This is a genomic window from Cryobacterium sp. CG_9.6, from assembly GCF_029893365.1.
Classification (GTDB): domain Bacteria; phylum Actinomycetota; class Actinomycetes; order Actinomycetales; family Microbacteriaceae; genus Cryobacterium.
In genome coordinates, this window is sequence record NZ_JARXUZ010000001.1 from 531511 (window position 1) to 545555 (window position 14045).

The following is a 14045-nucleotide window of genomic DNA, read 5'->3' on the forward strand; positions in this document are numbered from 1 at the left end:
CCAGCACAGCCCACAGCGCCGCGTATAGTGACAGAGTGCACTCGTCGGCGACTCGAAATAACCGCACCAAGGCCGGGCAGCTGCCGCGTCAGCGGCGCAGTTTGCACCCGGCGCAGGTCGTGGCCTTCGGGTTCGCGTTCACCATCTTGGTGGGCACAGCGTTGCTCATGCTGCCCAATGCGCGCAGCGGCCCCGACAGCGCCACATTCCTGCAGGCAATCTTCACCGCAACATCGGCGGTGTGCGTCACCGGGCTCACGGTGGTGGACACGGCCACGTACTGGACGCCATTTGGTCAGGTTGTCATTCTGCTGCTCATTCAGGTGGGTGGACTCGGCATCATGACGTTTGCCTCGGTGATTGGACTTGCCGTGGTGCGCAAACTCTCGCTGCGCTCACGCATTAATGCGGCGGCCGAAGCCAAGAGTGTGGGGTTGGAAGATGTGAAGGGACTCGTTCGCGGTGTCGTCGCCATCTCCCTGATCATCGAGGCCGGTGTCGCGGTTCTCCTCACCCTCCGATTCTTCACGGGGTACGGGGAGCCGTTCGGGCGCGCTCTGTGGCTCGGGGTGTTCCACTCGGTATCGAGTTTCAATAACGCCGGCTTCGCCCTGTTTAGCGACAACATCATGTCGTACGCCACCGACCCGTGGATCTGCCTGCCGATCTGCGCGGCGGTGATTCTCGGCGGGCTGGGCTTCCCCGTGATCGTGCAGTTGCGCAAGCATCTGCGCAGCCCGCTGCGCTGGACCATGAACACACGCATCGTCGTGGTCGGTACGATCACACTGCTCGTGCTCGGCTCCGTGTACATCACCGCGGTGGAGTGGAATAACCCGAACACCCTCGGCCCCATGGACTGGCCCAGCAAACTGTTGGCGGGGTTCTTCCAGTCCGTACAAACGCGAACCGCCGGCTTCAACAGCCTTGACATTGGTCAGATGGATTCCGCGAGCCTGCTGGGCATGGACGTGCTGATGCTCATCGGTGGCGGCCCGGCCGGGACCGCCGGCGGAATCAAGATCACCACCTTCGCCGTGCTCTTCTTCATTCTGTGGACCGAGGTGCGGGGCGACGTAGCCGTGAACGTGTTCGGCAAACGGCTCTCCCGCGCGGTGCACCGCGAAGCGATCAGCATCGTGCTGCTCGCCGTGGCCGTGGTGATCGGGTCAACGGCTGTTTTGCTGCTCCTGACCGACATCTCCCTGGACGCGCTCATCTTTGAATCGATCTCTGCATTCGCCACCGTGGGGCTCTCCACCGGCATAACAGCGGGTCTGCCACCGGCAGGCCAGGCCATTCTGATCTTCCTGATGTTTATTGGCCGTCTGGGCCCCATCACGTTCGCCTCGGCGATTGCTCTCCGACAGCGCCGTTCCACCTACGAATACCCGAAAGAAAGACCGATCATTGGCTAAATACTCACTTTTCGGACACCGCGACGTCTCGCGTCTCGCTGAGGCGGAATCCGTGGTCGTGATCGGCCTGGGCCGTTTCGGGAGCGCGCTCGCCCTCGAGCTCATGCGCAGCGGCACGGAGGTTCTTGGCATCGATAGCGATGAGGAGATCGTGCAGGCACACAACAGTCTGCTCACTCACGTGGTGCGCGCGGACTCCACAAAAGAGGCGACGCTGCGTGAGCTGTCGGTTCCGGATTTCAGCAGCGTGGTCGTGGCCATCGGCGACGACATTCAGGCCAGCATCCTCACCGCATCTCTGCTGCTCAAGCTGGGCATCACGACCATCTGGGGCAAGGCGGTGAGCGATCCGCACGGCGAGATTCTCACGCAGCTTGGCGTGCACCATGTCATTTACCCGGAGAAAGACATGGGTAAGCGGGTGGCCCACCTCGTGCGCGGTGCCATGCAGGACTACATCGAAATCGGCGAGAACTTCGCCCTGGTGAAGACGGCACCACCCGCCTCGCTCATCGGTATTGCGCTCGGTGAGGCAAAGGTGCGTGCCAAACACGGTGTCACGGTCACCGCATTTCACCGTCCCGGTGTGGGGTGGAGCTATACCTCCCTCGATACGGTCATTGCCGAGGGTGACGTGATCCTCATCGCCGGTGACTCCGAGCGTGTGGAGGCGTACAGCCTGCTGCGCTGAGCGTGGCGTGGCGCTGACTACGCTGAAGAGGTGAGTTCTGAGAATGCGGATGGGCGTGCCAGCATGCCGCGGGCATCCGCTGACTGGACCGGCCATTCGCACGGCAGCAGAGAGTATCGTCGACTGCTGGCGGGCCTGTTCTTTGCCGGCATTGCCACGTTTGCGCAGCTGTATTCGCCCCAGGCGGTGCTCGCCCAAATTGCCGACTACTTCACGGTGGGGGCAGCGGATGCCGCACTCGTCGTGTCCACGTCCACGATTGGCCTGGCGATCGGGGTGATTCCCTGGTCGGTGGTAGCTGATCGCGTCGGACGGGTGCGGGCCATGACCATCGCCGTCATCTCGGCGACCGTGTTCGGCCTGCTCGTTCCCTTCGCTCCCACATTTTCGCTGCTGCTGACCGGTCGTTTCGTGGAGGGGCTGATGCTGGGCGGCGTTCCCGCGATCGCCATCGCGTATCTGAGCGAGGAGATTGAACCGAGGCATGCGGCGCGGGCGGCCGGATCATACGTGGCCGGCACGTCGATCGGCGGGCTGTTGGGGCGTCTGGTGGCCAGCCCGGTGGCTGAGCTGGCGAACTGGCGAGTAGGTGTGTTTTCCGTGGCCGTGCTGTGTGCGGTGTCGGCCGCCCTGTTTATTACCCTGATTCCCCGCCCGCAGGGTTTTGTTCCGAGTCGCGCGCGCCGACGCGGCATCGACCCGAGCCTGGTAGGGCTGATCCGCGCCAACCTGCAGTCCCCGCGCCTGCTGGCTCTGTACGCGCAGGGGTTTCTGCTCATGGGTGGGTTCGTCGCGCTCTACAACTTTTTAGGGTTTCGGCTGGCCGGCGAACCGTTCAACCTGCCGCAGTCGCTGATCAGCCTCGTCTTCGTGGCCTACCTCGCGGGAACGTGGTCGTCGGCGCAGGCGGGCGTTCTCGCCGCCCGATTTGGACGATGGTGGGTGCTGCTGCTCGCGGTGGCACTGATGATCGGCGGGGTGGTGCTCACCCTGTCCGTCTGGCTGCCGCTCACTCTCACCGGGCTGCTGCTGGCCACTGCCGGGTTCTTCGCGGCTCACGCCGTGGCGTCCGGCTGGACCGGGACCGAGGCCTCGGTGGGGCGAGCGCAGGCATCCTCTCTGTACAACCTGTCGTATTACGCCGGGTCGAGCCTGTTCGGCTGGCTCGGTGGGGTGTTCTTCGTCACCTGGGGATGGGTGGGCACCGCCGGCATGGTGGCGGGCCTCGCGGCGGTTGCCGCCCTGCTGACCGCGCTGCTGCTGCGCCCGGTTCGCACACTCACGTGATGCGTGCAGGTGGGCCGGCTAACATCGGGTATGAGCGCTCGTCACCAGCCAGCTAAGAACCGCATCACGCCCGCACCCGGGCAGGAATCGGTGTGGGATTACCCCCGTCCACCGCGCGTGGAGCGCATGAGTGAGCGGGTGACCATTGAGATGGACGGCCGGCTCGTTCTGGACACCACGCAGGCCGTGCGTGTTCTGGAAACCAGTCACCCGCCCGTGTACTACGTGCCGCGCAGCGATTTCGTGGCGGGCGTGCTGCAACCCGCCGCCGGGCAGACCTTCTGCGAGTTCAAGGGCGCTGCGAGCTATTTGAGCGTCGGAAGCGCCGAGCGGGCCGCCTGGTTCTACCCGAAACCCACACGCGGATTCGAAGACCTCGCCGGGCTCGTGGCCGTGTATCCCGGATCCATGGACCGCTGCACCGTCGACGGCGAGACCGTCACGGCGCAGGAAGGCGATTTCTACGGCGGCTGGATCACCGCCAAGATTGTGGGCCCGTTCAAGGGCGCTGCCGGCACCTGGGGCTGGTAACCCGATCGCGGATGCCACGCACGCTCTCTCCCGCGTGCCGGTGGCAGCGTACGCTCGAACCATGACGGACTTTCTGGCGGGTGCGGCACTCGGCACTCGGGTGGTGGTTCGCACCCGGCTCGCCGAGGGCTACACCGATGCCGTGGGCTACCTACGATTCGTTGACGCGGCATCCTGCCAGGTTGAGACAAAACGCGGTCTGGTGACGCTGGCACTCGCCGATGTGGTGGCGGCCAAAGAGGTTCCCCCGCCCCCGGCTCCTCGGCCTCGGCGCGAACCCTGAACCGTGGCACTACTCTGGCCTCATGCCAGTTATGAGCACCCTCCTTCAGCCCGCAACGGGGAACGTGCGCGCCCCGCACTACCTGCCGGCCACTCCGCAGACGGTGTTGTGGGGACGCCTGCCGTGTGAAGCGGATGCCGCCGTGCTCACCATCGAACCCGGCGAAGAAGTGACCATCGACACGATCAGTCATGAGGGAATCCACGAAGACCAGGGCCGGGACCCGGCCGCATTCTTCGCGGGTTTCGGTGTGGAGCGACACCAGGTTCTCGATGACGCCGTGCTGCTCGCCGCGAGCGATGTTGCGCGTGATCCCGCCCACGATGGACCGCACGTGGTCACCGGCCCCATTCATGTGCGCGGCGCCAGGCCGGGTGACCTGCTCAAGATGACGCTCATAGAAGCGATCCCGCGAGTGCCCTACGGCATCATCTCCAACCGCCACTCCAAGGGAGCGCTTCCGCAGGAGTACCCGCTCGGAAGCGACAACGTGAGCGTTTTCGCCACCGTGGAGGAGCATGACGGAACCCAGTTCGGCACCCTGCCGCTCGTTCCGGGAGGACCGCGCAGCGTGCGATTTGCGCTCAATCCGTTCCTCGGAATCATGGGGGTCGCCGTTGCCGGGGACGAGCATCCGCACTCGGTTCCACCGGGTTCCCACGGCGGCAACATCGATATCAACCTGCTGACCGTGGGCAATTCGCTGTACCTTCCGGTGCAGGTGGCCGGTGCCCTGGCCTATGTGGGAGACCCGCACTTTGCCCAGGGGGATGGCGAAGTGGCCCTGACCGCCATGGAGGCGAGCCTGCGAGTGACCGTGCGCTTCGACGTGATTCCACAGGCTGAGGCAGAGGCGCAGTTCGGCACGGTTCGGGGTCCGCTCGCGGAAACCCCCGATTTTCTGGTGCCCACGGGGCTCGACGTGGATTTGGATGAGGCCCTACGCGAGTGTGTGCGGGCGGCCATCGCGCTGATCCATGCCCGCTACGGCATGGATCGCACCCTCGCCTACGCCTACCTCAGCGCCGCAACCGACTTCAATATCTCTCAGGTGGTGGACATCGTGTCGGGCGTGCACGCCCGCATCCGTAAATCGGATTTTGGCCCGCGATAACACCTAGGCTGGTGCCGTTTGCACGCTCCGCCGCACTGGGAGGGTGCATTTGCCGTGAGTGAGGCCGCGAGTGGGGCCGCGCAGGACAGCGGGGTACTGTGTGAAGGTGACAACACATCCTCCACTTGGCACCCACGTGCATGCCGTCGTCATCACGGTGTCCGACCGGAGTGCGCGCGGCGAACGCCCCGACCGCTCTGGCCCGGCCGCCGTGGAAGCCCTCGCCGCTGCGGGTATTCCCTGTTCACCGGCGCGGGTCGTGCCCGACGGTGTCGACAGCGTCACCTCGGCCATCGCGGCCGCCCTCGCCGAGGGTGCCCGCCTCGTGATCACCAGTGGTGGCACCGGCATCAGCGCCCGCGACCTCACCCCCGAAGGAACCCGGCCGTTACTGCGCCTGGAGTTACTCGGCATCGCCGAGCGGCTCCGCGCCCAGAGCGCGGACACCATCCCAACCGCGGTGCTGTCGCGCGGGCTGTCGGGAATCGCAAACTCCGTCGGTAACGCCGGTGCCCTCGTTGTGAACCTCCCCGGATCCACCGGGGGAGTGCTCGACGGCATTGCCCTCGTGGCGCCACTCGTGCGCCATATTCTTGATCAACTCGATGGTGGAGACCACTGATGCCCAATGACGCCCGCGGTTTTTCCCAGGTAACGGATGCCCCACTCGACATCGCGGAGCACGTCGCCGCGGTCTCCACCAGCGAGTGCGGCGCTGTGGTGACCTTCATCGGGCAGGTCCGTGACCACGACCCGGACGCCGTGACCCGCGTGGTTGGGCTCGAATACAGCTCCCACCCCGACGCGGGGCGGATTATTGGTGAGATCACCGAGCGCATGCGGGCGAAGCATCCGCTGGTGAATCTCTCGGTGAGTCACCGCGTCGGTCGCCTCGAGGTGGGCGATTTGGCCCTCGTGGCCGCGGCGGCCAGCGCGCATCGGGCCGTGGCATTCGCGGCCTGTGAAGACCTCGTGGAAACCGTGAAGGCCGAGGTGCCCATTTGGAAGAAGCAGCACGAGATCGACGGTGCCACGTCGTGGGTGGGCCTCGTCTGAGCGCTTAGCCGCCCGCGAATGGGGGAAGAACATCGACGGAGTCGGTGTCGGCGAGGGGCGCCTCGTCATCAGCTGCCCGTGAACCGTTGACGAGGAGCGAGCACAGGCCGAGAACCCGGGCGAATTCCGTGCCGTAGCGCTGCACGAGCTGGGTGCGCAGGTCGCCGATGGTCGCGGCGTTCACGGTGGTGGCGTCGGTGGCAGCGGCCTCGGCGGCGCCGGCGAAGAGTCGGATGCTGGCCATCAGAGTGGCTCGGGGGTCCAGGACAGCGAGAGCTCGGTTGCGCTCGCGCAGGCCGCCGCAATGGCGTCGCGACTGCCGCCGTTGCGGGCAGCCGCGAGACCGACCAAGAAGGTGCTGAGGGGGGCGGCGGGGCGCGCCACGTTGTGAGCCACATCGCGGGCCACATCGAGCAGGGCGCCCACGGGGACCTCGGCCGGGTCGAGGCCGAGTTTCTCGGCGAGGGCCACGAGCCACTCGTCGAGCGCCTCGGGGGCTAGGGGGGCGGGCTTCGTCATTCGATGGTGCTCCTCGTGCTGTCGGTCGCGCCGGTCAACCGCGCGGTGCTCTCCAAAACATCCTGCCATGTGTCAACGTCGGTTGCGGCGTTCGTGTCGTCGTGGATGCCGCGGAGCACGAGCGAACCCAGCAGCTCACGCATGCTGGCCCCGTGCGCACGGGCACCGAGACGGCTCATGGCCGCGGTCAGGGCGTCGAGCCGATAGGCCGCGGTCAGCCATTGCGCGTGACCGTCGGTATCGGTGAGGTACAGCCCCTGAACCGAGGCCGGCAGAGTGGGGTCGGTGAGGTGCGGGAGTAGCGTGCGGGTGGCATCCGCTGCCCAAGGGAGGTCGCAGGCCAAAACGAGCACCCAGTCGGGCAGGTCGGTGGCCGTAAGTGCGGTGAGGCCGGCCGCAATGCCGGCCACGGGGCCACCGAACGGTGGATCCTCCAGCGCCCAGACCGCCGGGGTGCTTCCCGCCGGCGTATCACCGGCCGCGAGATGAGCGGTTTCCGGTCCCACGATCACCACGTGTCGCACCAGAGTGCGGGCATCCAACACCCTCGAGAGCAGTGTGCGACCGGCCACCTCGACGGCCGGTTTCACGGCTCCGTCGAGTCGACGGCCGCGTCCGCCGGCGAGAACAATAAGGTCGACGATCACTGCGCCGCTCACGCGGACCGGTCGTTCAGAATGTCAGGCATGATTCACTCGGCCGCGCGATGCCAGTCGCCCGACTTGCCGCCGGTCTTGGCGAGCAGGCGCACGTTCTCAATGGTGACGGACTTGTCGAGGCCCTTCACCATGTCAACCACGGCCAGCGCGGCGACGGACACGGCGGTGAGTGCCTCCATCTCGACGCCGGTGCGGTCGGCGGTGCGCACGGTGGCCGTCACGCTCACGCCGGTATCACCCACAACCAGGTCGACAACGGCGCCGTGCACTCCAATGACGTGCGCGAGGGGCAGCAGGTCAGCGGTCTTCTTGGCTCCCTGAATGCCGGCGATCCGGGCAACCGCGAGCACATCACCCTTGGGCGCGCTGCCATCGCGGAGTGCTGCAATCACTTTTTCGCCGCAGCGCACAAAGCCGGCGGCGGTGGCACTGCGCACCGTGGGTATCTTTTCGGTGACGTCCACCATGCGGGCCTGGCCGGTGGAATCGAGGTGGGTGAAGGGCTGGACGGCCGCTGAAGCGGGCATGTCGGCGGCAGAGTTCATGATGTCAGCATGACAGTCACACGGTCACCGTCGCTAATCTGTGTCACGCCTTCGGGCACCATAGCCAGTCCGTTGGCCTGCCCAAGCCCGGCCACGAGGTGTGAGCCGGATCCGCCAGCCGCGGCCGGACGAACGAGGGTGCGATCGCCGTCGTGCTGGACGATCACGGGCATGTACTGTGCTCGGCCCGCAGGGGAGCGCCACCCGGCCTCCACCGTGGCGGTGATGGTGGGGCGCTGCAGCTCGGTGTGGCCGAGCATCTGGCGGAGCGCCGGTCGCACAAACACCTCGAATGACACATATGCGCTCACCGGGTTTCCGGGCAGCGCAAAGATGACCGGGCCAACCTCTGCCGAGTCCCCGGCAGTCGGCCAGCGACCAAAGCCCTGTGGCTTACCGGGCTGCATCTTCACCGGGCCGAAGCGCACCGTGCCGAGCGGAGCGAGCACCGCCTTGACCACGTCATACGCGCCAACGCTCACGCCGCCCGAGAGCACGATCACGTCAACGGTTTCCGACAGCGACGTCAAGAGCTCCTTCAGGGTGCGCTCATCGTCGGGAACGGCACCGACGCGAATCGGAATCCCGCCAGCTTCGGCAACCGCCGCCGACAGCAGAAAGGAGTTCGAGTCGGGAATCTGCCCACGCCGAGTGGGGTCGCCGGGAGTCACCAACTCACTGCCGGTGGAAATCACGGCCACGCGTGGTGCCGCATGAGCGAGCACAACGGAGGTGCCCGCGCTGGCTGCCGCCGCCACGCGGGTAGCCCAGAGTACGGACCCGGCACGCAGCACGGTGTCGCCAGCGTGCGCATCCTCGCCGGAACGACGAATGTGCGCATGCTCCGCCGGCGGAACGGTGATGGTGACCCGCTCCGTGCCCTGGTCGGTGTTCTCAATCGGAACGATGGCATCCGCTCCATCGGGCAGCGGTGCACCGGTCATGATGCGGGCCACCTGACCCACGTCGATGTAGGGGTTGTCGGCGGTGCCCGCAGCAAGATCCGCAATCACGGGCAGCGTCACCGGGTTGGCCTCGCTCGCGAGGAGCAGATCGGCGCGGCGCACGGCGTAGCCATCCATCGCCGAGTTGTCGAAGGGCGGCGTGGCCGTGGCGCTCACCACGTCTTCCGCGAGTACGAGGCCGCGCACCTCGTCGAGCGACAGCCGGGTAGGGGGCAGTACGTGGGCCTCGGCCAGGACAGCCGCAAGTTGCTCGGCAGCGGTGCGAGCGGATGCCGCGGGCGCGCACGCATCCGCTCCCCGGTCGTGACCGTGAGCGTCGTGGGTGGTGGGCGGCAGGATCGGGGTGTCGGCCACGGGTTAGCTCGCGTCCGCAGCCACGCGCACGGAGGCGCTCGATGGAGTGACGGTCGCCCAGCGGCTGCCCGCCCCGGGTGCCTCGCCCGCAGTGACCGCGGCGTCCCACGCCACGATCCCGCCGGCAAGCACGGAAATGTCAGTGAAGCCCGCGCCCTCGAGGGCGAGTGCCGCTCGGTTCGCCCGTGCGCCCGTGTGGCAGTGCACCACGAGAGGCTTGTCGCGCGGGAGCGACGCCAGGCCCTCGGCGGTCAGCAGGGTGCCCAGCGGCAGAAGCTGCGAATCGGGAATCGAGGTTTCGGCGTGCTCGCTCGGTTCGCGCACGTCAACCACGAGAAAGTCGTCCAGGCCGGATTCCCGATTCGTCAGCCGCGTCACGAGATCGTGGGTGCTGATTTCCACCGCGGTGCTCTGCTCCGGCTCGCTCGCTTCGCCCGGTAGCGGGGCGGCGGCGATGCCGGTCCCCAGCAGCGGCACTTCGCTGAACCGACCGGAGAGCGCGTCGATCACCAACACCCGTCCAATGAGGGGGCTCCCGATTCCGGTGATCAGTTTGATCGTCTCGGTGGCCATCAGTGATCCCACCTGACCGCAGAGCGCACCGAGCACGCCGGCCTCGGCGCAGTTGGGCACTTCGCCCTCAGCGGGCGGGGTGGGGAACAGATCGCGCAGGTGCACTCCGGTCACGCCGCTGTCGGCGGGCGGGTTGGCCCAGAACACGGTGAGCTGAGCGTCGAATCGCAAAACGGATGCCCACACCAGCGGAATCCCAAGAGCCGCGCAGGTGTCATTCACGAGAAAACGCGTGGGGAAGTTGTCGGTTCCGTCGATCACCACGTCGTATCCGCCGAGGATGGCGGCGGCGTTCGCGGCAACCAGGCGCTCGCTGTGCTGAATGATGGTGGCTTCGGGGGAGATGCCGGCAATGGCCTCCGCCGCGCTGGCCACCTTGGGCCGGCCAACGTCCGTGACGCCGTGCACGATCTGGCGCTGCAGGTTGCTGGGCTCCACGTCGTCATCATCGACGATGCCGATGGTACCCACGCCGGCCGCCGCGAGGTAGAGCAGCGCCGGAGAACCGAGCCCGCCCGCGCCGAGCACAAGCACGCGCGCGTTCGCGAGACGCCGCTGTCCGAGCTCGTTGAGCTGGGGTAGCCGGCGTTGGCGGGCGGTACGCACGGATTCTGACGCACTGAGCTGGTCAACGGGCTCGACGAGAGGAGAAATAGCCATACCTCAACGCTAAGCGTTGTTGGCTGTGTGTGCGACCCGGCCGGGCCCCGGATGCCGGGCCCCGGATGCCGGGCCTCACCGGCGACCTGTGCACCTTCCCGGTGCCAGCGAAGGTGCGATGTGCGCCGGCGAGGGCCCGCAGGCCACGTGTGCGCGGGAAACAACCCGGCGAACAGGAGCAGATGCGGTGATAATATGCAAAGCGTGACTCAATATCGAATCAGTGAGGCCGCCGAGCTGCTCGGGGTCAGCGACGATACCGTGCGCCGGTGGGTTGACGCCGGGCGAATGGATGCCGCGGTGGACGCCGTGGGCCGCCTCGCCATCGAGGGTGCCCAGTTAGCCGCCTTTGCGGTGGAGCAGGCGAGTTCGCCCACCGACCCCTCCCACGTGGGTCGCAGCGCTCGTAATCGGTTTGTGGGAATCGTGACGGCCATCACGATGGACACGGTCATGGCCCAGGTGGAGGTGCAGTGCGGCCCGTACCGCGTGGTCTCCCTCATGTCGAGTGAGGCCGTGCGGGAACTCCGGCTCGAGGTGGGCTCACTGAGTGTGGCCGTGATCAAGGCCACCAACGTGATCATCGAAACGCCCGGCCGCCGCGCATGAGAGTGCCCCGGCCGGTTGTCCTTGCCCTCACGACCGCGTTGCTCGTGACCCTCGCTGGCTGCGCGAGCGCGCCCGGCGCGAGCCCGCCCGCATCAGCGTCAGGACCAAGCGGGTCGATCACCGTCTTTGCCGCCGCCTCCCTCACGGTTCCGTTCACCGAGATGAAGACCGCGTTTGAAGCCGAGTACCCCGGCACCACCATCGCTCTCAACTTTGCGGGCTCCTCCGACCTGGTCACGCAGATCACGGAGGGGGCGCCGGCCGACGTGTTCGCCTCCGCCGACACGAAGAACATGGCCACGCTCACGGATGCGTCCCTCGCCGTCGCTCCCGTGGCTTTCGCCACCAACACGCTCACCATCGCCGTGCCCCCAGGTAACCCGGCCGGCATCCGCTCCTTCGCCGACCTTGCCCGACCGGGCGTCAAAACCGTGGTCTGTGCGCCCCAGGTGCCGTGCGGGGCGGCCACGGTGGCCGTTGCTGCGGTTGCCGGCGTCACCCTCGCGCCGGTCAGCGAGGAGTCCTCGGTCACCGATGTGCTCGGCAAGGTGCGCTCGGGCGAAGCGGATGCCGGCCTCGTGTACGTGACGGACGTTCAGGCCGCAGGTGGCAGCGTCGAGGGCATCACCTTCCCGCAGTCGGCCGACGTGGTGAACACCTACCCCATTGCGGCCCTCACCGATTCCGGTAACGCCGCCCTGGCTGCCGTGTTTGCCGCATGGGTCGCCAGTACCCCCGGCCAGGCCATTCTGGAATCGGCTGGCTTTGGCCGACCCTAACGATCGCCGCGCCTCCGCGCCGGGGACGACACACTTCACCTCCGTTCCACGGTGGGTCATGGCTGTCGCCGCCCTCGGCTCGGTGTTTGTGGTGCTGCCGTTGGTGGCCATGGTCAGCCGGGTCAACTGGGGCAGCTTTCTCGAGCTCGTCACCAGCGAGTCATCCGTTGCCGCATTGCTCCTGAGCCTGCACACCTCGAGTATCGCCACCGTTCTCTGCGTGGTGGTGGGGGTGCCGATGGCTCTGGTGCTGGCCCGAACGCGGTTTCCCGGGCAGCGGCTTCTGCGCCCGCTTGTGCTTCTTCCCCTGGTTCTTCCGCCGGTCGTGGGGGGAATCGCGCTGCTCTACACCTTCGGGCGCCGCGGCCTGCTCGGTGAGACCTTTGAGGTGCTGGGCATTCAAATCGCCTTCTCCACGACGGCCGTGGTGCTCGCCCAAACCTTCGTGGCCCTGCCCTATCTTGTGCTGAGCCTCGAAGGAGGGTTGCGCGCCGTGGGCACCCGCTACGAAGCGGTGGCTGCCACCCTCGGTGCATCGCCCACCACCGTGCTGCGCCGGGTCACCCTGCCGCTGGTGGTGCCCGCACTCGTGTCGGGCGCTGTGCTCTCCTTCGCCCGCGCCCTCGGCGAATTCGGCGCCACCCTCACGTTCGCTGGCAGCCTGCAGGGGGTCACCCGAACGCTCCCGCTCGAGATCTACCTGCAGCGAGAAACCGACCCCGATGCCGCCGTGGCGCTGTCCCTGGTGCTCGTGATCGTGGCTGTTCTCGTGGTGGGCTTCGCGCATCGCGGCGCTAACCCCGCCACCGGCTTTCTGCGACGGGCCCGCTGATGCTGCACGTGTCGGCGCGGATGCCCGCCCGCGGCCTCGACATTCGGCTGCACGTCAAGCCCGGCGAAACCGTGGCTATTCTGGGGCCGAACGGTGCCGGAAAGTCCACCCTGCTCAGCGTGCTCGCCGGCCTTGTGCGCCCGGAATCCGGCCGAGCCGAGCTTGCCGGACGAATCCTGTTCTCGCTCGGGTCCGATGCCGATGCCGATGCCGATGCCGAAGGCGCCGGTCGACCCGCCGCCGGATCCCCCCGCGCTCGCCACGGCTCCCGGGCACGCCGAGACTCCCACCTACCCCGAGACTCCTGGACGCCGCCGCACTCGCGCGGCGTCGCGCTCCTCGCTCAGGACGCGCTGCTTTTCCCTCACCTGAGCGCGGCAGCGAACGTGGCTTTCGGACCGCGAAGCGCGGGGGTCAGCCGGCGCGACGCCCACACCCGAGCGCTGCGGTGGCTCGGTGAGGTGGACGCCACCGAGTTCGCTGACCGCCGCCCGGCGGAGCTCTCCGGCGGGCAGGCGCAGCGGGTGGCGGTGGCGCGCGCCCTCGCGGCGCAACCGCAACTCCTGCTGCTCGATGAACCCCTCGCCGCGCTCGATGTGGCCGCCGCGCCGCTGCTGCGGCGCATGCTCCGCCGGGTGTTGGCCACCCAAACCGCACTGATCGTGACCCACGACGTGCTCGATGCCCTCACCCTGGCCGACCGCGTGGTGGTGTTACACGAGGGTCGCATCATTGAGCAGGGTCCCACCCGCCAGGTTCTCGAACGCCCGCGCACCAGATTCACGGCCGACCTCGCTGCCCTCAACCTGCTCTCCGGCACGCGCACGCCCGCTGGAGTGGCCACGGACGCCGGCGCTCTCATCACGCTCGGCGCCAGCGACACGACAACCCGCGACATTCCGCTCGGATCCCGCGTGGGGGTGGCCGTGCGACCCGGCAACGTGAGCGTGTCCCTGCACCCCGACACCCCAGCCGGGCGCACCGTCATTGAGGCCCGTGTGCATGACCTCGAACCGAGAGGTGACGTGGTTCGGGTGCGGTCCACCGAGTTCTTCGCCGACCTCACGCCAGGAACCCTCGCCGACCTCGACCTGGACCTGGATGCCCGCGTGTACTTCTCGTTCGAGAGTGGCAGCGCGGAGATCTACCCGCTGTGACGCTCTAAGGACG

The 14045-nt window shown here is 67.4% G+C and carries 18 protein-coding genes; 12 read left to right on the plus strand and 6 right to left on the minus strand.

Annotated features, from left to right (window positions below):
- The first annotated feature begins 35 nt into the window (after nt 1-35).
- From H4V99_RS02525 to H4V99_RS02560, 8 genes are all read left to right on the plus strand, one after another.
- Nucleotides 36-1418 (plus strand): potassium transporter TrkG, encoded by a 1383-nt coding sequence (locus H4V99_RS02525; RefSeq protein ID WP_280675223.1) that lies wholly within the window; start codon nt 36-38, stop codon nt 1416-1418.
- Nucleotides 1411-2109: a TrkA family potassium uptake protein gene (locus tag H4V99_RS02530; protein WP_280675225.1), complete on the plus strand. Its 699-nt coding sequence runs from the start codon at nt 1411-1413 to the stop codon at nt 2107-2109. The genes H4V99_RS02525 and H4V99_RS02530 overlap by 8 nt, the downstream gene beginning before the upstream one ends.
- A 30-nt stretch (nt 2110-2139) precedes the next feature.
- A complete protein-coding gene (locus H4V99_RS02535) occupies nt 2140-3396 on the plus strand; it encodes an MFS transporter (RefSeq protein WP_280675227.1) in 1257 nt (418 codons plus the stop codon).
- Nucleotides 3397-3426: 30 nt separating this feature from the next.
- Nucleotides 3427-3927, plus strand: coding sequence for a DUF427 domain-containing protein (locus tag H4V99_RS02540; protein ID WP_280675229.1), 501 nt, complete (start codon nt 3427-3429; stop codon nt 3925-3927).
- Nucleotides 3928-3988: 61 nt separating this feature from the next.
- The gene (locus H4V99_RS02545; RefSeq protein ID WP_280675231.1) at nt 3989-4210 is read left to right on the plus strand and encodes a hypothetical protein; all 222 of its coding nucleotides are present in this window, start codon (nt 3989-3991) and stop codon (nt 4208-4210) included.
- A 22-nt stretch (nt 4211-4232) separates the two neighbouring features.
- Nucleotides 4233-5324 (plus strand): acetamidase/formamidase family protein, encoded by a 1092-nt coding sequence (locus tag H4V99_RS02550; protein ID WP_280675233.1) that lies wholly within the window; start codon nt 4233-4235, stop codon nt 5322-5324.
- A 106-nt stretch (nt 5325-5430) separates the two neighbouring features.
- Complete coding sequence (locus tag H4V99_RS02555; RefSeq protein ID WP_280675235.1) at nt 5431-5946, plus strand: MogA/MoaB family molybdenum cofactor biosynthesis protein; 516 nt, start codon at nt 5431-5433, stop codon at nt 5944-5946.
- Nucleotides 5946-6380: a molybdenum cofactor biosynthesis protein MoaE gene (locus H4V99_RS02560; protein WP_280675238.1), complete on the plus strand. Its 435-nt coding sequence runs from the start codon at nt 5946-5948 to the stop codon at nt 6378-6380. The genes H4V99_RS02555 and H4V99_RS02560 overlap by 1 nt, the downstream gene beginning before the upstream one ends.
- 4 nt (nt 6381-6384) lie before the next feature.
- Here the strand turns inward: H4V99_RS02560 and H4V99_RS02565 are convergent, their stop codons facing one another.
- From H4V99_RS02565 to H4V99_RS02590, 6 genes are read right to left on the minus strand one after another with little or no spacing between them, the layout of a single operon-like run.
- Nucleotides 6385-6624, minus strand: a complete 240-nt coding sequence (locus tag H4V99_RS02565; protein WP_280675240.1) for a MoaD/ThiS family protein — start codon at nt 6622-6624, stop codon at nt 6385-6387.
- Nucleotides 6624-6899, minus strand: coding sequence for a DUF6457 domain-containing protein (locus tag H4V99_RS02570; RefSeq protein WP_280675242.1), 276 nt, complete (start codon nt 6897-6899; stop codon nt 6624-6626). Before H4V99_RS02570 ends, H4V99_RS02565 begins: the two co-directional genes overlap by 1 nt.
- The gene (locus tag H4V99_RS02575; RefSeq protein ID WP_280675243.1) at nt 6896-7558 is read right to left on the minus strand and encodes an NTP transferase domain-containing protein; all 663 of its coding nucleotides are present in this window, start codon (nt 7556-7558) and stop codon (nt 6896-6898) included. The genes H4V99_RS02570 and H4V99_RS02575 overlap by 4 nt, the downstream gene beginning before the upstream one ends.
- Before the next feature lie 32 nt (nt 7559-7590).
- Entirely contained in the window at nt 7591-8103 is a 513-nt protein-coding gene (gene moaC / locus H4V99_RS02580) for a cyclic pyranopterin monophosphate synthase MoaC (RefSeq protein ID WP_280675245.1), read from the minus strand.
- Complete coding sequence (gene glp, locus H4V99_RS02585) at nt 8100-9422, minus strand: gephyrin-like molybdotransferase Glp (protein WP_280675247.1); 1323 nt, start codon at nt 9420-9422, stop codon at nt 8100-8102. Before glp ends, moaC begins: the two co-directional genes overlap by 4 nt.
- Nucleotides 9423-9425: 3 nt before the next feature.
- Complete coding sequence (locus H4V99_RS02590; RefSeq protein WP_280675249.1) at nt 9426-10655, minus strand: ThiF family adenylyltransferase; 1230 nt, start codon at nt 10653-10655, stop codon at nt 9426-9428.
- 204 nt (nt 10656-10859) lie between these two features.
- Here H4V99_RS02590 and H4V99_RS02595 point away from each other — a divergent pair, with 204 nt between their 5' ends.
- The 4 genes from H4V99_RS02595 to H4V99_RS02610 are packed head-to-tail and all read left to right on the plus strand — an operon-like array spanning nt 10860 to nt 14032.
- Entirely contained in the window at nt 10860-11264 is a 405-nt protein-coding gene (locus H4V99_RS02595) for a TOBE domain-containing protein (RefSeq protein WP_280675251.1), read from the plus strand.
- Complete coding sequence (gene modA, locus H4V99_RS02600; protein WP_280675253.1) at nt 11261-12043, plus strand: molybdate ABC transporter substrate-binding protein; 783 nt, start codon at nt 11261-11263, stop codon at nt 12041-12043. The genes H4V99_RS02595 and modA overlap by 4 nt, the downstream gene beginning before the upstream one ends.
- A 58-nt stretch (nt 12044-12101) precedes the next feature.
- Nucleotides 12102-12875 (plus strand): ABC transporter permease, encoded by a 774-nt coding sequence (locus H4V99_RS02605; protein ID WP_280675255.1) that lies wholly within the window; start codon nt 12102-12104, stop codon nt 12873-12875.
- Entirely contained in the window at nt 12875-14032 is a 1158-nt protein-coding gene (locus H4V99_RS02610) for an ABC transporter ATP-binding protein (RefSeq protein ID WP_280675257.1), read from the plus strand. The genes H4V99_RS02605 and H4V99_RS02610 overlap by 1 nt, the downstream gene beginning before the upstream one ends.
- The last annotated feature ends 13 nt before the right edge of the window (nt 14033-14045 follow it).